The organism is Propionivibrio sp., from assembly GCF_016790145.1.
Classification (GTDB): Bacteria; Pseudomonadota; Gammaproteobacteria; order Burkholderiales; family Rhodocyclaceae; genus Propionivibrio.
This window is the reverse complement of sequence record NZ_JAEUOI010000017.1, coordinates 1-18,430: the sequence shown is the minus strand read 5'-3', so window position 1 is coordinate 18,430 and position 18,430 is coordinate 1. Positions and strand designations below refer to the sequence as shown.

Genomic DNA, 18,430 nt, shown 5'->3' with positions numbered 1-18,430 from the left:
CACGACGGGGAAGACAGCCGCTACGCCGTCGACTTCACGATGCCCGAAAACACGCCCGTCGTCGCCGCTCGCGCGGGGGTGGTGATTGCCAGTGAATCCTCGCACCGTCTCGGCGGCAGAAGCCCGGCGCTGATGTCGATGGCCAACTTTGTGAGCATCCTGCATGCCGATCAAACGGTCGCTACCTACGCCCACCTGGCACCCGGTGGAGTCCGTGTCAGACCGGGAGAGCGAGTGCTGGCCGGCACGACCATCGGCTATTCCGGCGCCACCGGCTACACCTCCGGGCCGCATCTTCACTTCGTGGTGCAAAAGCTGGTGCGCCAGAACGAGGGCTTCGCCGCCGTTTCCCTGCCGCTGCGCTTCTACGTCGGTGATCCGCCGTATGTCTTCGAGCCCAGATACCAGCAATGGCTGACCGCCGACTATTCGACGCCCGGCAAGGCGCCCGCGCAGGTCAATGACAGGCGGTTACGCTGAAGTTGCTGAACGACGGCACTCGCGCTCAGGCTACCGCTGGCCGCCAGCGGTCACCATGGTGTGAATAGACTGCCAGAGGCTAAACTCCTTCAAGCCATCTCTCCATGGCAGTCATTGGCGCTGTCAGGGTGTATGCTTATGCCCAATGTTTTGTTGGGCCCGCAAACAAGCGCCGAATATCGCCTGAGAAAATTTATGTCATTTGTCCGAATTGCCGTTCTGACGGTGCTCGCCATGATCGCCTTTGCCGGCAATTCGATCCTGTGCCGCATCGCGCTCAAGCACACCAGCATCGACGCAGCCAGCTTCACCTCGACTTGTTTCGGGCACGGCGGTACTCTGGGCAATCACGATTTTCTTGCGCAGCGATCGTACTGGACGAGGCAACTGGGTTTCGGCTTTTGCCTTGTTTTCTTATGCCGCCGGTTTCTCGTTCGCCTACATCAGCCTGGCGGCCTCGACTGGCGCCCTGCTGCTCTTCGGCGCCGTTCAGGCGACGATGATTGGTCATGGCCTGTTGTCTGGTGAGCGGCTCCATAAACAACAACTTGTAGGGCTTGCGCTGGCGTTTGGAGGCTTGGTCGGCCTGCTGCTGCCCGGACTGTCTGCACCGCCGCTGGTGGGCTCGGTTCTGACGTTGATCGCCGGCTTTGCCTGAGGCATCTATTCATTACGCGGCAAAGGAGCCGGGGATCCCACCCGTGTTACGGCCGGAAACTTCCTGCGTGCCTCGCTGTTCACGGCACTGCTGAGCATGTTGTTGCATTCAAACAGCAACCCGGACAGCGCTGGCATTGTTTACGCCACTGCGTCGGGCGCGATAACTTCGGGATTGGGTTACGCGATCTGGTATTCCGTGGTACCGGCGCTGAAGGCCACGAACGCCGCGAGCGTTCAGCTTAGCGTTCCGGTCATCGCTGCGCTCGGTGGCATCATCATTCTCGGAGAATCCGTAACGACACGTTTCGTGCTGGCATCGTTAGCCATTCTTGGCGGCATCGCTTTGGTGATCCTGAGCAAGCCACAACGCAATACCGGCCGGAATGTCTTTCCAGCCGTCGTAAACGAACGGCGCGACTGAGCTCGAATGTTGAACGGCAGCTTTCCAAGAGTCTGAACGTCGAGTACGGGTCGAACTGAAACAGCCAACAAACCATAAGCTCATCATGAAAACAGCAAAATACTGCAGCGCGCAATGAATGCTGCATGTCAAACATGGAATACGGAGACCTGTTTATTGAGCCGCTACCATACCAGATGATCCTCACCGTTCAGCGACGCCGAAATAGAAGCCCTCTGGCGCGCGCTACGCAATCGCCGCGACATGCGCCGCTTTCGCTCGACGGCGTAGACCAAGCTGCTACCTGACGGGCTGACCGCACATTTCGCCCTCGGTTGGCTAAACCCACAGCAGCAGTGCTTCATTCGCATCAACAAGCTGCCGTTACCCCGGATGCTTTTCAGCACAGGTCGGCCCACTGTTCGAAAATACGCGTCAGCATTGGCAATCCCTCGCGGATCGCCACCGGACCCGGATTGAGGATGACCGCTGATTTGATTTCATGCAGTTGCCTGCCGACAACCGCCGGCACTCCCGCCCAGCCGGGCCGGGCGGCAACGTTCTCGGGGCGGAATTTTTTGCCGCACCAGGAGCCGATGATGATCTCCGGAGCGCGCCGGACAATCTCCAGCGGGTCGGCGATAATGCGGTCTTTGGCCGATTGTTTGGCTGCGTTTTCGCTGAAGATGTCTTCGCCGCCGGCGATGGTGATCAAATCCGACACCCAGCCAATACCGGAGATCGGTGGATCGTTCCATTCCTCGAAATAGACTTTTGGCCGACGCGGCAGCCTGGCTGCGGCGGCACGTGCTTGTTCGATGATTTTCTCCAGATCGGCGATCAGCGTCAGGGCTTTATCCTCGGCGCCGACCAGCCGGCCGACGGTCTCGATCATCGCCAGAATGTCTTCGACGCTGCGCTGGTTGAAAGCGAACACCGCCACTCCGGCCTGAATCAGAGCGCGGGCGATGTCGGCTTGCAGATTGGAAAATGTGAGCACCAGATCGGGCTGCACGGCGAGGATTTTGTCGACATCGCCACTGGTGAAGGCGAAGACCTTGGGCTTTTCCTTGCGCGCACGCGGCGGGTGAACGGTATAGCCGCTGATGCCGACGATGCGCTCCTGCTCGCCTAGCGCGTAGAGCACCTCGACGGTTTCGGTGGTCAGGCAGGCGATGCGCTGCGGCAGGCGTTTCGACATCTGATTATTCCTTTGTTGCTGACTTGGGCGAAGCGCTGCCATACGGGGTCATTCATTGCCGGGCAGAGTCGACAGACAGCAAGCCAGGTGGCTGCTTGACCAATGCACGTATTCAAATTCAAGTTTAAACACCCGGTTAAAGCAAATGATGTGCCGCGAAGTAAATCCAGTGGGGCGCAAGGAGATTGTCTATCATGATACTTATTCACAGCTTTAGGTGATCCGGTCATGCCCGTTATTTGCATTTGCCTGAGCCCGGGACTCCAGCGCTCGGTAATCATCGATTCGTTGATTCCGGGCGAAGTAAACCGGCTGAAAAGTGTAAATGTCGATGTCGCAGGCAAGGGAGTGAATGTCTGTCGGGTGCTTCAACGACTGGGCGTCGAGGCTTTATGCCTGGCTCAAGGCGGTAGCAACGCGGACGAGTTGATGTCGCTGGCCAGACTTGATGGGCTGGATCTTCGGCTCATCCCCTCATCCAGCCCATTGCGAACCTGCACTTCCATCGTGGAAACCTCCATGTCCACAGGGCGACGGGTAACCGAACTCGTTGAACCCTCTTCTCCGGTCGATCAATCCTGTGTCGACACCATGACCCATGCGGTGCTGGCGATGTTACCGTCGGCTACGGCTCTGGTTGTCGCCGGATCGATGGCGCCTGGCTTTCCGGTTGGATACCTGACGCGTCTGGCGAGCATGGCCCGCGAGTCCGGGGTGCCCGTACTGCTTGATGTGCAAGGCTCTGTTCTCCTTGATACCCTCGCTGCCCGACCGGCCGTGGTCAAGATCAATCTTGCCGAATTCGCCGCAACATTTTTCGCCAGACGCTTTTGCGGAGGCGAGCATGGCGGCGTCCTGGCTGAACCGCTGCTTGCCCCTGAGATCATCAATGCCGTTGCTGAAGTATCGCGGAATCAGGCGACAAGCTTTGTTCTTACGCGTGGCGCCGAAAGTATCTTGCTGGTCCGCGACGGAGAGGTGCGATCGATACCGGTGCCTGCGCTTGCTGCGGAACAAATCATTAATCCGATTGGTTCCGGAGACGCGTTCCTTGCCGGGATGCTGGCGCAACTGTTGACGTCGTGCAGCAAAGCGGCCTGGGACAGGATACCGCTGGAGGCTCTGGAACAAGCCATCGGTCTGGCTACGGCCTGTGCTCAGTCGAATGCCCGGACCGTGCGCCCCGGACTTCTTGAGGCTTCATTCATGGCGTCGCTGTAGACCTGTTGATGGCTTTGAGTGTTTCTCGTTTTAAGCGAATTTCAGCTTCATGACCAGAACGCTGCCAGCCAGTATCAGGGTGACAAGATTGGCCAGAATCACCGGCCACGAATCAATCAGAAATCCATACAGCAGCCAGGCAGCGATACCCAGTGTGAACAAGGAATACATGCCAAGCGAAATGTCTTTCGCTGATCGCGATCGCCAGACTTTCAACACCTGCGGAACAAAAGATAGGGTAGTGAGGATGGCGGCGATAAAGCCGATTGTCGATGTAATGGAGTTCATGAGTCACCTGTTTCACGCGAATGATAGACCAGCCTGCTCGCAGTTTGCGGGTTTTGTCGATTGGCAGGCTACAATCCTGCCTGGAAGGAGGATCCTGTGAGCTGGTTTATGGCGTATATCGGACTGGGCCTGTTTGCCGGATTCTTTGCCGGCATGCTGGGAATTGGCGGTGGGTTGGTGATGGTACCGTTGTTGACCATGATGTTTGCCGCCCAGGATGGCTTCCCTCCGGGTGAAGTGCTTCATCTGGCTCTCGGAACTTCGATCGCGACGATCCTGTTTACCTCGTTGTCAAGCCTGCATGCGCATCATCAGCACGACGCCGTACTCTGGAAAGTGGTTCTCCAGATCACGCCGGGGATTCTTTTCGGCACACTGTTCGGTACCCTGTTTGCCTCCAATGTTCCGGCCAAACCGCTGGCGCTTTTTTTTACGTGCTTTGTCTGTTTCGTTGCCTTGCAGATGATTCTTGACCTCAAGCCCAAGGCCTCACGTGAACTGCCGGGGATAATCGGCGTATTCGCCGTTGGTACGGGAATCGGCGCTGTTTCGGCGCTGGTGGCCATCGGCGGCGGGTCGCTGACCGTGCCTTTCCTGACCTGGTGCAATGTACGAGTACAGAAAGCGATCGGCACTTCGGCGGCCATCGGGTTTCCGATTGCCGTGGGCGGTAGCCTCGGCTACATCTATAACGGCTGGGGCCGCGCCGATTTGCCTCCGTGGAGTCTGGGCTTCGTTTACCTGCCGGCACTCCTCTGGCTGGTTCCGTCGAGCATGCTGATTGCCCCGCTCGGCGCCAGGCTGGCGCATCGCCTGCCTGTCGCAACCCTGAAGCGCATCTTTGCCTGCGTGCTTATCACTCTGGCTGCGAAGATGCTTTGGAGTCTTTTCGCCTGAGCCGCAATCATGAATGTAAAGCATGATTTTGGGACCCTTGTTTCCTGGCAGGAAAAAACGTCTGCCGGGGTGTTTTTTTCTTGCCTTGAGGCGGTGGGTCAAGTAGGATTATCGGTTCGTGGCGAGTTTTCAGCCGCTGGTGAGCGCAACGCTTGCAACCGGTTACTGTATTCTGTATTTCCGGTTGAAGAACGTCCCCCAAGTTTCTAACTTTCTGAAAGGTCTTGTCATGTCCAACGAGAACAAAGCCGTGCTACTTGATTCGTCAAATCTCGACGCCTGGAAAAAGTCTGCCGCCAAATCAGCCCCTGGTGGCGATATTGAGGCAATGAACTGGGTGACACCGGAAGGTGTCGTCGTCAAGTCGCTCTATACCAAGCAGGATATTGCCGGCTTGGAGTACACCGATACGCTCCCTGGCATGGCCCCCTTTGTTCGCGGTCCGCAGGCCACCATGTACGCCGTGCGTCCGTGGACCATCCGTCAGTACGCTGGATTTTCTACAGCTGAAGCTTCCAACGCTTTTTATCGCAAGGCCCTGGCCGCCGGCGGACAGGGCGTTTCGGTCGCCTTCGATCTGGCCACGCACCGCGGTTATGACTCCGATCATCCACGTGTCACCGGCGACGTCGGCAAAGCTGGCGTGGCGATCGATTCGGTCGAGGACATGAAGATCCTCTTTGACGGCATCCCGCTTGAAAAAATTTCGGTATCGATGACCATGAACGGTGCCGTGCTGCCGATTCTTGCCGGTTACATCGTTGCCGCCGAAGAGCAGGGCGTTGCGCAGGACAAGCTCTCGGGAACGATCCAGAACGACATCCTCAAAGAGTTCATGGTGCGCAACACCTACATTTACCCGCCGACACCGTCGATGAAGATCATCTCCGACATCATCGGCTATACCTCCCAGAACATGCCGAAGTTCAACTCGATTTCGATCTCCGGCTACCACATGCAGGAAGCCGGTGCGACGCAGGCGCTTGAACTGGCCTTCACGCTGGCCGATGGTCGCGACTACGTCAAAACCGCCATCGCCTCGGGGCTGGATGTCGATTTCTTTGCCGGACGACTTTCCTTCTTCTTCGCCATCGGCATGAACTTCTATCTGGAAGTGGCCAAGCTGCGTGCCGCACGTCTGCTGTGGTGGAAGGTGATGCAGGAGTTCAACCCGAAGAGCCCGAAATCCTCGATGCTGCGCACGCACTGTCAGACCTCCGGCTGGACGCTCACCGAACAGGATCCCTACAACAACGTCGTGCGCACGACCGTTGAGGCGATGGCTGCCGTCTTTGGTGGCACCCAGTCGCTGCATACCAACGCACTCGACGAGGCCATTGCGCTGCCGACCGATTTTTCATCGCGTATCGCGCGCAACACCCAGCTCATCATCCAGGAAGAAACCCACATCACCAGTGTCGTCGATCCTTGGGCCGGTTCCTACATGATGGAAAAGCTGACTCAGGATCTGGTCGACGAAGCCTGGAAAATCATCAAGGAAGTCGAGGCCATGGGCGGCATGACGCACGCAGTCGAATCGGGCTGGGCGAAGATGCGTATCGAAGCCTGTGCCGCCGACAAGCAGGCGCGCATCGATTCGGGCAAGGACGTGATCGTTGGCGTGAACAAATACAAATTGGCAAAGGAAGATAAGCTCGAAATCCGCGATATCGACAACAACGCCGTTCGCGATTCACAGATTGTCCGCCTGAAGAGCATTCGTGCCAGCCGCGACAGCGCGGCCGTACAGGCCGCCCTCGACGCATTGACCCAGTGCGCGCAAAGCGGCGAGGGCAACCTGCTCGACCTGGCGATCAAGGCCATGCGTTTGCGTGCTTCGGTGGGCGAAGTCTCCGACGCCCTGGAAAAAGTATTCGGACGCTTCCGCGCCACGCAACAAACCGTCTCCGGCGTCTATGGTTCAGTCGTCGAAGGCATTGCCAGTTGGGAGTCGCTGAAGGCCGACATCGAAAAGTTCAACGAGGAAGAAGGTCGCCGCCCGCGCGTCATGATTGCCAAACTCGGTCAGGATGGCCATGATCGCGGCGCCAAGGTGGTCGCCACAGCTTTCGCCGATCTCGGCTTTGACATCGACGTTGGTCCGCTCTTCCAGACACCCGATGAAGCCGCCCGGCTGGCCGTTGAAAACGACGTGCACGCCATCGGCGTTTCCTCACTCGCGGCTGGTCATAAGACGCTGCTTCCGGAATTGGTCAAGGCGCTGAAGGATCAGGGTGCCGATGACATCATCGTCTTCGCTGGCGGTGTTATCCCGCCACAGGATTACGAGTATCTGTTCAACGCTGGCGCCAAGGCCATTTTCGGACCGGGAACGCGCATTGAGGATTCGGCTACCACGGTTATCGCCGAAATACGCAAGGCTCGCGCCAGCGCCAAAGCCTGATCAAGCAATGACGAAAGCCAAAGCCAATGGACCAGAGCAACACCCCCAACATGCCTCTGGCTGCCATCGACCAGCAACTGGTCGATGGCGTTCTTGCGAAGAGTCGGCGCGCGCTGGCAAAAACCATCACCCTTATCGAATCGACGCGTACTGACCATCAGGTACGTGCGCAACAGGTATTGACCGCGCTTCTGCCGCACACCGGCAGGGCCATCCGGGTCGGCATCTCCGGCGTGCCCGGTGCCGGCAAATCAACCTTTATCGAAACGCTTGGTATCCATCTGATAGAGAGCGGAAAACGCATTGCCGTCCTCGCCGTCGATCCGTCTTCTTCGGTTTCGGGAGGCTCCATACTGGGCGACAAGACACGCATGGAACTGCTCTGTCAGCAGGAAGACGCTTTCATACGCCCGAGCCCTACAGCCGGTTCACTCGGTGGTGTCGCCGACAAGACACGTGAGGCGATGCTGGTCTTCGAAGCGGCCGGGTTCGATGTGGTTATCGTCGAGACGGTCGGTGTCGGGCAGTCCGAAACAACGGTTGCTGGCATGGTCGACGTCTTCGTCCTGCTGCAACTGCCGAATGCCGGCGACGATCTGCAGGCGATCAAAAAGGGGATCGTCGAGATTGCCGACCTGATCGTATTCAACAAAGCGGACATTGACGAGCGTGCTGCTGAATTTGCCAAAGTGCAGATGCGAACGGCACTCACCATGCTGCGCATGGCCAGCCCCAACTGGCGGCCACCGGTGCTCACCGTCAGCGCTCTGGCCAAACGCGGCATCCCTGAATTCTGGACCGAGATCGAACGTTATCGTGCAACCATGTCCGCCAGTGGCGAGTTTGAAGCCAAACGTCGTCGTCAGGCCGTGAACTGGATGTGGAGCCTGATTGACTCCGGCCTGCGCCATTATTTCCGCGAGCACCCGCTGGTCCATGCCGCTCTGCCCGGCTTGTTGCTTGATGTCGCTGAAGGCCGCACAACCCCCGGCTCTGCGGCGTATCGACTACTTTATAGCTTGAAGGCTTGAAAGGATTTTCAACTGTTCGTCTTTTTTGTAAACTGATTCATCTAAAATTTCAGGGAGAAAATGTTATGCATGACATCATTCGCCAGCTTGCAGACAAGCGCGGTGCCGCTTGTCTCGGGGGTGGCCAGAAACGCATCGACAGCCAGCACGCCAAGGGGAAGCTTTCAGCGCGCGAGCGGATTGAACTGCTGCTCGATAACGGCTCCTTTGAAGAGTGGGACATGTTCAAGGAGCACCGTTGCACCGATTTCGGCATGGCCGAACAATCCGTCCCCGGTGACGGCGTTGTCACCGGCTACGGCACCATCAATGGTCGCCTGATGTTCGTTTTCTCGCAGGACTTTACCGTCTTTGGCGGTTCGCTTTCCGAGTCGCACGCCGAGAAAATCTGCAAACTGATGGATCACGCCATGAAGGTCGGCGCGCCGCTCATCGGTCTCAACGACTCCGGCGGCGCCCGCATTCAGGAAGGCGTTGCCTCACTGGGCGGCTACGCGGACGTCTTTCAGCGCAATGTGATGGCCTCCGGTGTCATTCCCCAGATTTCCCTGATCATGGGTCCCTGTGCGGGCGGGGCGGTGTATAGCCCGGCTATGACCGACTTCATCTTCATGGTCAAGGACTCCTCGTACATGTTTGTCACCGGGCCGGAAGTCGTCAAGACCGTGACCCACGAGGATGTAACCGCCGAAGAACTCGGTGGTGCCGTAAGCCATACCAGCAAATCCGGTGTTGCCGATCTGGCTTTCGAAAACGACGTCGAGGCGCTGATGATTCTGCGTCGCTTTGTCGGCTTCCTGCCAGGCAATAATCGCGAGAAGCCGCCGCTGCTGCCGGCGCAGGATCCCGCCGAACGCCTCGATTTCTCGCTCGACACCCTGGTGCCGGATAACCCCAACAAGCCTTACGACATCAAGGAATTGATCCTCAAGGTTGTCGACGATGGCGATTTCTTCGAGCTGCAACCCGATTACGCTAAAAACATTGTCGTCGGATTTGGACGCATGGATGGTTCGCCAGTCGGTATGGTTGCCAATCAACCGCTGGTGATGGCCGGCTGTCTGGACATCAAGAGTTCGATCAAAGCCGCGCGCTTTGTCCGCTTCTGCGATTCTTTCAACATCCCGGTGGTCACCTTCGTGGACGTCCCCGGTTTCATGCCCGGTACGGCACAGGAATACGGCGGCATCATCAAGCACGGAGCCAAACTCCTCTATGCCTATGCCGAATGCACCGTGCCGAAGATTACTGTCATCACGCGCAAGGCGTACGGTGGTGCCTATGACGTGATGTCCTCGAAGCACCTGCGAGGCGACGTCAATTTCGCCTGGCCGTCTGCCGAAATTGCGGTCATGGGACCGAAAGGCGCCGTTGAAATCATTTTCCGCGAGGAGAAAGGCGATCCAGAAAAACTGGCGCAGCGTGAAGCCGAATACAAGGCCAAGTTTGCCAACCCCTTCGTTGCCGGAGCACGGGGATTCATTGACGACGTAATCATGCCGAACGAAACGCGCAAACGTATCTGCCGTTCGCTCGCCATGTTGCGCGACAAAAAGCTTGAGAATCCCTGGCGCAAGCACGGGAATATTCCACTTTAATCCCCTGGATGCATTCAACGCAGAGCGCGCAGAGATGAAAAATCCATTAATGCGCATTTCTCGGCGTTCTCTGTGTCTCTGCGTACTCTGCCCGCCAAGGGTTTCTCCTTTGGTGCACGTTGAAAGAGGTTAATAAATGTTCAAGAAAATTTTGATTGCCAATCGCGGTGAAATCGCCTGCCGCGTCATGAAGACCGCCCGCCGCATGGGTATTGCCACCGTCGCTGTTTACTCCGAAGCCGACAAGGATTCCCTGCATGTGCTTACTGCAGATGAATCCGTATGCATTGGCCCGGCGGCATCGAAAGAGTCCTACTTGTCCATCGACAAGATCATCGCTGCCTGTAAGCAGACGGGTGCTGAGGCCGTTCATCCCGGCTACGGCTTCCTCTCCGAGAATCAGGAGTTCTCGAAACGTCTTGAAGAAAACGGGATTATCTTCATTGGTCCCAAACATTATTCGGTCGCTGCGATGGGCGACAAGATCGAGTCCAAGAAACTGGCCATCGAAGCCAAGGTCAATACCATTCCCGGCTATAACGATTCGATTGCTGATCCCGCTCAGGCCGTCGAGATCGCCAAGGGGATCGGCTATCCGGTGATGATCAAGGCCTCCGCCGGCGGGGGTGGCAAGGGGCTGCGTGTCGCGCACAACGATGCCGAGGCTTTCGAAGGCTTTGATTCGTGTCGCAACGAGGCGCGCAACAGTTTCGGTGATGATCGCGTGTTCATCGAAAAGTTTGTCGAAGGCCCGCACCACATCGAAATCCAGATCATTGCCGACTCCCACGGCAACACCATTTATCTCCTTGAACGCGAATGCTCGATTCAGCGCCGCCACCAGAAGGTCATTGAGGAAGCGCCGTCGCCTTTCATCGACGATTCGGTGCGCAAAGCGATGGGCGAGCAGGCCGTGGCGCTGGCCAAGGCAGTCAAGTACCAGAGCGCAGGCACTGTCGAGTTCGTCGTTGGCTCGGACAAGTCGTTCTACTTCCTCGAAATGAATACCCGCTTGCAGGTCGAACACCCGGTCACCGAGTTCATCACCGGCCTCGACCTGGTCGAACTGATGATCCGGGTTGCTGCTGGCGAAAAGCTTCCCTTCACTCAGGCCGACATCAAACCGAAGGGCTGGGCCATCGAATGCCGCATCAATGCCGAAGACCCCTTCCGCGGTTTCCTGCCTTCAACCGGACGCCTGGTGAAATTCCAGCCGCCAGATGCCTCGGACGGCAAGGTGCGTGTCGATACCGGCGTTTACGAAGGTGGCGAGATTTCGATGCACTACGATTCGATGATCGCCAAGCTCATCTGCCATGGTGACAATCGCCTGCAGGCCATCGAGCGCATGCGCGACGCGCTGAACGCATTTTTCATTCGCGGTGTCAGTTCGAACATCCCCTTCCAGGCTGCGCTGGTGCAACACCCGCGCTTCGTTTCCGGTATCTTCACGACCGCATTCATCACTGATGAATACCCGAATGGTTTTGTCGCTGCCGATGTTCCCTACGAGGATATCGGCCTGCTGGCTGCAGTCGCCGCCTTCGCACGGCGCCGCTATATCGACCGCGCTGTACAAATCAGCAACCAGATGATCGGGCATCCGCGCAAAGTCGGTACTGAGTGGGTAGTGGTCATCGAAGGCAAAAATTACCAGGTCGGCGTCAATACGATTCCGGGGGGTTACTCGATCACCTGCGGCGATAAAAAATACGACATCGTATCCAACTGGCTTTTCAGGGAACTGGTTTTCCGGGGAACTTGCAACGGTCAGCCGATCTGCATGCAGGTTGAGCGTGCCGGACTGGAGTATCGTATCGGCCATTTCGGCAAGCAGATTAAGGCCGTTGTCATGTCTCTCAAGGCTGACCGACTGCTGGCCAAGATGCCGGTCAAAGTACCGCCCGATCTCTCAAGATTTTTGCTCTCACCGATGCCCGGCCTGCTCCGCGAAGTATCGGTTCAAGTTGGACAGCAAGTTCGCGTCGGCGAAAAACTGGCCGTGATCGAAGCCATGAAAATGGAAAATATTCTCAAGGCCGAGAAAGATTGCCTGGTGAAAAAGATCGTTACGGAGGCCGGTGAAAGCCTGTCAGTCGATCAGGTCATCATCGAGTTCGAATAATTCAACGCTATCGTGAGAAGTCATCGGTAGGCAGGAGCTCACCACTCACCCTCTTTTGCTGATGTGACAAGAAGCCCGCCTTCCCGGCGGGTTTTTTTTGGGCGGCACCTTTCTCTTTTCTTTACGTCATACCGGCTTTGCCGGTATGAAAGTGAAACCTGGTCTCGTGCCACAATCTGAACATTAGCTGAACATCATTAGCACGGAGAACTGGCAGCCAGGGAAACGCTGATTAAGCCGTCACACCGGCGGAAGCCGGTGTCCAGTGCCTTGAATTTTCTGGATTCCGGCATTCGCCGGAATGACGTTCTGAGACTTGATCAGCGGCTCCCTGGATAGTTTAATGTGAACAGCATTTCACCCAATGGGTGAATCAAGGTTTTTAATTATGCCCTCAACGGCTGCGTGCTCTCTATACGAAAAGATTTTTCTTCGGGGCATATGTGAATCGGCATCAAGCGCAGTTAATGGGTTGAATGAGCCTTGCAGACTGATTTGTTGCCTGGCTACTAAGGGTAGAATGGGCGTGTTTATTGATGAATCTTGAGTAGTCAGTTGCTCTGCGCGGGGCGTTTTCTGGTTATCGCCCCATGCAGAGTGCGTTCAAAATCATTGGGAGAAAACATGGGTCAGAATTCCACCGTCAACCTGCGCACCGTTGCTCTTGTCGGCCATGGCGCCGCAGGAAAGACCACTCTAGCTGAAACATTGCTTGCCGCTGCTGGCGCAATCCCCAGTCGGGGCTCAGTCGAAAGGGGCAACACCGTTTGCGACTTTGATCCGCAGGAGAAGGAACTCGGGCATTCGCTCAATTCCGCCATGTGCAGTTTCAACTGGCTTAACGTCCAGGTGCACATGGTCGACACACCGGGCTATCCGGATTTCGCCGGGCAGGCCATTGGTTCTCTGGCTGCGGTGGACACGGCGCTGGTGGTCATCAATGCGCAAACCGGTATCGAACTGTCGACCGAGCGCATGATGAAACTTGCGGCCGCCCGCGATCTCTGCCGGATGATCGTCATCAACAAGATTGATGCCGACAATGTCGATTTACCGAGGCTGGTTGGTGAAATCCGCGAGTCTTTCGGTCGCCAGTGCATGCTGCTCGATTTGCCGGCGCATCACGGTCAGGACGTGGTTGAACTGCTCGGTCATGACAGCGGCGAGAGCGATTTCGAATCGGTCGCCACGGCCCACCGTGCCTTGATTGACCAGATCGTCGAGGAAGATGAAGATCTACTTGCGCGTTATCTTGATGAAGGCGCCGATCCCAGCCTGGAAGAACTGCACGCCCCTTTCGTGAAGGCACTGCGCGCCGGCCACCTGATTCCGATTCTTTTCGTTTCGGCAAAAACCGGCGCTGGCGTTCCCCAGTTGCTTGATGCTCTCGCAAGGCTGGCGCCCAATCCGACCGAGGGTAATCCGCCACCGTTCTACAAGGGTGAACCGGGCGACCAGAACAGCATGCCCTTCAAGGCCGAGCCTGATGCCGGCAAACACGTCCTGGCGCATGTGTTCAAGGTCGTCAGTGACCCCTTCATTGGCAAACTCGGTGTGTTCCGTGTGCATCAGGGTACGATCAGAAAGGAATCGCAACTTTTTGTCGGCGATGCCAAGCGGCCGTTCAAGGTTGGTCACCTATACCGCTTGCAGGGCAAGGAATACATCGAGGTTGACGCACTGGTAGCGGGCGACATCGGCGCCATTGCCAAGGTCGATGAAATCGTTTTTGACTGTGTGTTGCATGATTCGCATGACGAAGACCATATCCACCTGAAGCCGCTCGAATTCCCGCAACCAATGCAGGGTCTGGCCGTCGAAACTAGGCGCAAAGCCGACGAGCAACGGCTCTTCGATGTCCTGCACAAGCTTGAAATTGAAGACCCCTGCTTCAAGGTCGAGCGCCACCCGACGACCAACGAAACGGTCATCCGCGGTTTGGGCGAAATGCATCTGCGCGCCAAGTTGTCACGCATGGCGCAGCAATACAAAATCGAACTTGATACCAGACCACCGCAGATTGCCTACCGCGAAACGATCACCGGCAAGGCCGAAGGCCATTGCCGTCACAAAAAGCAGAGTGGTGGTGCCGGCCAGTTCGGCGAAGTCATGTTGCGTATCGAACCCATGGAGCGCGGTGGCGGCTTCGAGTTTGTCGATATTGTCAAGGGAGGTGCAATCCCGGGCGTCTACATGGCAGCGGTTGAAAAGGGCGTGCGTCAGGCGCTGGAGGACGGCGTTGTCGGTGGCTTCCCGGTGCATGACCTGCGCGTAATCGTCCATGATGGCAAGTCGCATGCGGTTGACAGCAAGGACATCGCCTTCTTTGCCGCCGGCCGGAAAGCCACGATCGAGGCCATCCGGGCGGCATCACCGATCATTCTGGAGCCGGTAGTCGACATCGAAATTCTGGCCCCGGACGCTGCCATCGGTGATCTTACCGGAGACCTCTCAAGCAAGCGCGGTCAGGTGACCGGAACACAGCCGCGTGGCGTTGGCAGCATGTCGATCGGCGGCAAGGTTCCGCTCGCCGAACTCGATGACTATCAGGGACGGCTCAAGTCGCTGACGGGTGGCCAGGGTTCCTACAGCATTTCCTTTTCTCACTATGCACCGGTACCGGCAGCCACCCAGCAGCAGTTGTCTTCGCAACATAAAACAGTTGGCCTGGAGGATGAATGATCGGTACGAAGGCTGACGACTAAGCCGTCATGATTAGCCTTTTCGATATACCCGGTTGGGCCCTCCCGCTGGCCCGCCGGGTATTGTATTTTTGGGTGCGAACCACCGTATTTCCGGAGAACCCAAAGGAACTCGGCCTCGATCCGGCAAAACCGGTTTGTTACGTATTGCAGCACCACCATCTCTCGAACCTGCTGGTACTATTCCAGGAATCGCAGCTTGCCGGCCTTCCATCTGCCGAAGCGCGCATCAAGCTGAACGCTGTTAATTTCCCGCATTCCGTCTTCTTTCTGAACCGCAAACATTCGCTCAACGCTACGGCACGGGAGCGCTACGCCCATTCTTCGCTGATGACCGCTTTGTTGCACGAAGCATTGGCGGTCAAGGGCCTTGATGTACAGATTGTCCCTGTCGTCATTCTCTGGGGACGCAGCCCGGACAAACAGGAATCCATCCTCAAAGCCCTGTTTTCGGAAACCTGGCGGCAACCCGGTGCACTGCGCCGCCTGTTGACCATCCTGCTGCATGGCCGGAACGTGCTGGTTCGATTCAACGCGCCGATTTTCCTGCGTGCGTTTTCCGGCGAAGGTCTCGACGAAGAACAGGCGCTGCGCAAGCTCTCCCGCGTGCTGCGCGTGCACTTTAGCCGCCAGCGACAGATGGCCATCGGGCCGGATCTTTCGCACCGCAACACCCAGGTGGAAACACTGCTGGCGTCCCCGCTGGTGCGCTCGGCGATTGCCGACGAGGCCAGTACCCGCGCCATCTCGATTGATCAAGCCCAGGTGCGTGCCCGTAGCTTCGCGCTGGAAATCGCCTCGGACTATTCCTACGGTACGGTACGCGCGCTCGAGCTGTTTCTTTCCTGGCTTTGGACACGCCTTTATGACGGCATTGAAATCCACAATATTGATGTCGTCACGCAGATTGCGCCGAGTCATGGCATCGTCTATGTTCCGACGCATCGTAGCCATATCGACTATCTGCTGCTCTCCTATTCTCTCCACCGGCAGGGATTGACACCGCCACACATCGCCGCCGGTGCCAATCTGAACCTGCCGCTCGTTGGCACGCTGTTGCGGCACAGTGGCGCCTTTTTCCTGCGCCGCAGCTTCAAGGGAGAGCCGCTTTATGCCGCCGTGTTCCACGAATATCTGCATCTGATGCTGACCCGTGGCTTCCCGCTCGAGTACTTCATTGAGGGCGGGCGCAGTCGCAATGGCAGAACGCTCTCTCCCAAAGCCGGCATCCTCGGCATGACGGTTCGCAGTTTCATCCGTGAACATGCACGGCCGCTCGTTTTCGTACCGGTCTACATCGGCTACGAGAAAATTATCGAAGGCCGCACCTACCTTCGCGAAATGGCCGGCAAACCCAAGCAGAAAGAGTCACTGTGGGACATTGTGAAGAGCATACGCCAGCTCAAACGTGTCTTCGGCAAGGTTCATGTTAACTTCGGCAAACCGCTGGAGCTGGCCGATTTCCTCGAGTCCCGTCGCCCTGGATGGGCTCGGGAAATTTCAGATGAGTCTGGCGACTGGTCACGCGAAGCCACGCACAGTGCGGCCACCGAACTTGCCGAACGTCTGAATGCAGCGGCTGTAATCAATCCGGTCAATCTGATCGCCCTGACTGTGTTGTCCACACCCAGGCATACGGCAGATGAACAGGTGCTGCATCGACTACTGGAGCACTGTCAGGCGCTAGTCGGCGAGGCCCCCTATGCGCCAGAAACGATCCCGTGCTCTCTGGATTCCTTGCAGATTGTGGCTTACGTTGAACGGCTTGGAATCGCCGAGCGCATCCCGCATCCACTCGGAGATCTGATTCGCATACCGGAAGGGGAGGCGCCCTTGCTGACCTACTTCCGCAACAATGTACTCCATCTTTTTGCCTTGCCGGCACTGATCGCCTGCCTGCTCAACCAAAATCGGCACCTCGGCATAAAGCGCCTGACCGACGCTGTTGCCGGAATTTATAGCCTGCTGCAAACCGAGCTTTTCCTGCACTGGTCACCAGCGCAACTCCCTGCCGTTAGCGAAGCCATCATCGAGGTGTTTGTCAAACGTGGTCTACTTTACCGAAACGATTCCGGACGACTGTCTGCCCCCGAGCCAAACAGCCAGGAGTTCGACGAGTTGCGATTGCTCGGGGAAATCCTGCGCCCGATACTCGAACGCCACTTTCTCACGCTGGCGCTGCTGCAACATGGCGGTTCAGGCCAGCGAACGCGACGCACCCTGGAAAACGATTGCCATCTGCTGGCTCAGCGTATGGCGCTACTCTACGAGTTCAACACGCCGGAGTATTCCGAGAAAACGACGTTCTCGGCACTCATTGCCAACTTTATAGATGCCAATCTGCTGCGCGAGGATGAAAACGGGTTATTGCATTTTGACCAGCGCATCAGCACTCCACTGGCACACGCCGAACTGGTGCTACCGGCCGAAGCCAGGCAGGCCATCCGGCGCATGGCCAGCGCAAATCGATGAATTAGGCGCTGGAACGGGCGTTACGGCGTGCGGCTTGCTCCAGCCGCTCCTTCTCGGCCAGCACCTTGCTTGCATAACTGCCCTCGGATTCAGAAGAGCCTGCATAGTATTGAAGACCGGCGACCAGTCCACCGCGCCGTCTAATTGCTTCCTCCAGAATATGGACTCCGACCCTGATGTTGATTTCCGGATCAAGGAGCGGACTGTCTCCGGCTCCCTCAGGCACCTTGTCCATATGGAAACGTGGAATGACCTGCATCAGGCCTTGGGCGCCCATGGCGCTCTCGGCAAACGGATTGAACCTTGATTCAATACCGATGATGGCTACAATCAGCAGCGGATCAATGCGTCGCTCCTTGCCGATTAATTGGGCCACCTCGAAAACCGGCAGCAAGGCCTCCGGGGAAACCCGATAGCGACGCGCTACGTAGTCGAGAGCGCCTTGCATGCGTGGCGAAAGGACGAGTACAGCAGCTTCTGCTTCTGCGCTTTCTTCGGGCGATTCTTCCGAAACGGAAGAATCGGGCAAGGCGGATTTGAGCAACTCGACAAATTGTGTGTTGTTGTTAAAAACGTTGATGATACCGAGGACGAGCAGAACACCGGCGATCATCAGGCTGTGCTTGATAAGATAAAAGGCGGCATCAGGACTTCGTGCCATCGACTGTTTGAGCGTAATCGTTGCAGACATGCTCACTCTCCTTCACTGTTGTCGTCGCGCAAACAAAATCATCGTGCGACAAGCGGTTATAGGCGGGTGCAAAGCCCCAAGGAGCGGTAAGGATTACCGCAGGGCGGATACTTCTACGAGGTTCAAACACTACATCTGAGCAGCAAGGAAAATAAAAGTTCCATGCCAGACATGCACTACGCAAGGGCGATAAAGTGCAACGGAAATGCAGTGTATTGATTAAATTGAATTTTGTCAATCAACGCATTCAAATCCTCTGA

At 57.0% G+C, this 18,430-nt stretch carries 15 protein-coding genes; 11 read left to right on the top strand and 4 right to left on the bottom strand.

Annotation, left to right across the window (positions count from 1 at the left end; translation table 11 throughout):
- A partial coding sequence (locus JNM42_RS01765; RefSeq protein WP_294265225.1) for a M23 family metallopeptidase occupies window positions 1-480 on the top strand: 480 nt, incomplete at its 5' end.
- A gap of 198 nt (window positions 481-678) precedes the next feature.
- Here JNM42_RS01765 and JNM42_RS01760 read toward each other — a convergent pair.
- Window positions 679-867, bottom strand: a complete 189-nt coding sequence (locus JNM42_RS01760) for a hypothetical protein (protein ID WP_294265222.1) — start codon at window positions 865-867, stop codon at window positions 679-681.
- Window positions 868-886: 19 nt separating this feature from the next.
- On the opposite strand from JNM42_RS01760, the gene JNM42_RS01755 reads away from it, so the two are divergent.
- Both JNM42_RS01755 and JNM42_RS01750 read left to right on the top strand, forming a co-directional pair.
- Window positions 887-1,138, top strand: a complete 252-nt coding sequence (locus tag JNM42_RS01755; RefSeq protein WP_294265219.1) for a hypothetical protein — start codon at window positions 887-889, stop codon at window positions 1,136-1,138.
- Between the two features lie 3 nt (window positions 1,139-1,141).
- On the top strand, window positions 1,142-1,561 hold the full coding sequence (locus JNM42_RS01750) for a DMT family transporter (protein ID WP_366504393.1): 420 nt from the start codon (window positions 1,142-1,144) through the stop codon (window positions 1,559-1,561).
- Window positions 1,562-1,940: 379 nt separating this feature from the next.
- On the opposite strand, the gene JNM42_RS01745 is transcribed toward JNM42_RS01750, so the two are convergent.
- A complete protein-coding gene (locus JNM42_RS01745) occupies window positions 1,941-2,741 on the bottom strand; it encodes an ABC transporter substrate-binding protein (RefSeq protein ID WP_294265216.1) in 801 nt (266 codons plus the stop codon).
- A gap of 228 nt (window positions 2,742-2,969) precedes the next feature.
- Between JNM42_RS01745 and JNM42_RS01740 the strand changes: the two genes are divergently transcribed.
- Complete coding sequence (locus JNM42_RS01740) at window positions 2,970-3,962, top strand: PfkB family carbohydrate kinase (protein WP_294265214.1); 993 nt, start codon at window positions 2,970-2,972, stop codon at window positions 3,960-3,962.
- A 30-nt stretch (window positions 3,963-3,992) separates the two neighbouring features.
- Here the strand turns inward: JNM42_RS01740 and JNM42_RS01735 are convergent, their stop codons facing one another.
- Window positions 3,993-4,250: a SemiSWEET transporter gene (locus tag JNM42_RS01735; protein WP_294265210.1), complete on the bottom strand. Its 258-nt coding sequence runs from the start codon at window positions 4,248-4,250 to the stop codon at window positions 3,993-3,995.
- A 108-nt stretch (window positions 4,251-4,358) separates the two neighbouring features.
- Between JNM42_RS01735 and JNM42_RS01730 the strand changes: the two genes are divergently transcribed.
- The 7 genes from JNM42_RS01730 (at window position 4,359) to plsB (ending at window position 17,479) form a co-directional block, all read left to right on the top strand.
- Complete coding sequence (locus JNM42_RS01730; protein WP_294265229.1) at window positions 4,359-5,147, top strand: sulfite exporter TauE/SafE family protein; 789 nt, start codon at window positions 4,359-4,361, stop codon at window positions 5,145-5,147.
- A 229-nt stretch (window positions 5,148-5,376) separates the two neighbouring features.
- Window positions 5,377-7,551 (top strand): methylmalonyl-CoA mutase, encoded by a 2,175-nt coding sequence (gene scpA / locus JNM42_RS01725; RefSeq protein WP_294265206.1) that lies wholly within the window; start codon window positions 5,377-5,379, stop codon window positions 7,549-7,551.
- Between the two features lie 26 nt (window positions 7,552-7,577).
- The gene (meaB, locus tag JNM42_RS01720) at window positions 7,578-8,582 is read left to right on the top strand and encodes a methylmalonyl Co-A mutase-associated GTPase MeaB (protein WP_294265204.1); all 1,005 of its coding nucleotides are present in this window, start codon (window positions 7,578-7,580) and stop codon (window positions 8,580-8,582) included.
- A gap of 65 nt (window positions 8,583-8,647) precedes the next feature.
- The gene (locus JNM42_RS01715; protein WP_294265201.1) at window positions 8,648-10,180 is read left to right on the top strand and encodes an acyl-CoA carboxylase subunit beta; all 1,533 of its coding nucleotides are present in this window, start codon (window positions 8,648-8,650) and stop codon (window positions 10,178-10,180) included.
- Window positions 10,181-10,316: 136 nt separating this feature from the next.
- Complete coding sequence (locus JNM42_RS01710) at window positions 10,317-12,305, top strand: acetyl/propionyl/methylcrotonyl-CoA carboxylase subunit alpha (RefSeq protein ID WP_294265198.1); 1,989 nt, start codon at window positions 10,317-10,319, stop codon at window positions 12,303-12,305.
- Between the two features lie 624 nt (window positions 12,306-12,929).
- The gene (gene fusA / locus JNM42_RS01705) at window positions 12,930-14,987 is read left to right on the top strand and encodes an elongation factor G (protein WP_294265195.1); all 2,058 of its coding nucleotides are present in this window, start codon (window positions 12,930-12,932) and stop codon (window positions 14,985-14,987) included.
- Window positions 14,988-15,016: 29 nt separating this feature from the next.
- Window positions 15,017-17,479 carry a glycerol-3-phosphate 1-O-acyltransferase PlsB gene (plsB, locus tag JNM42_RS01700; RefSeq protein ID WP_294265192.1) on the top strand — a complete coding sequence of 821 codons (2,463 nt, stop codon included), beginning with the start codon at window positions 15,017-15,019 and terminating at the stop codon, window positions 17,477-17,479.
- Between the two features lies 1 nt (window position 17,480).
- Here plsB and JNM42_RS01695 read toward each other — a convergent pair whose 3' ends face one another.
- Window positions 17,481-18,170, bottom strand: a complete 690-nt coding sequence (locus JNM42_RS01695) for a transglycosylase SLT domain-containing protein (protein WP_294265189.1) — start codon at window positions 18,168-18,170, stop codon at window positions 17,481-17,483.
- Window positions 18,171-18,430: the final 260 nt, after the last annotated feature.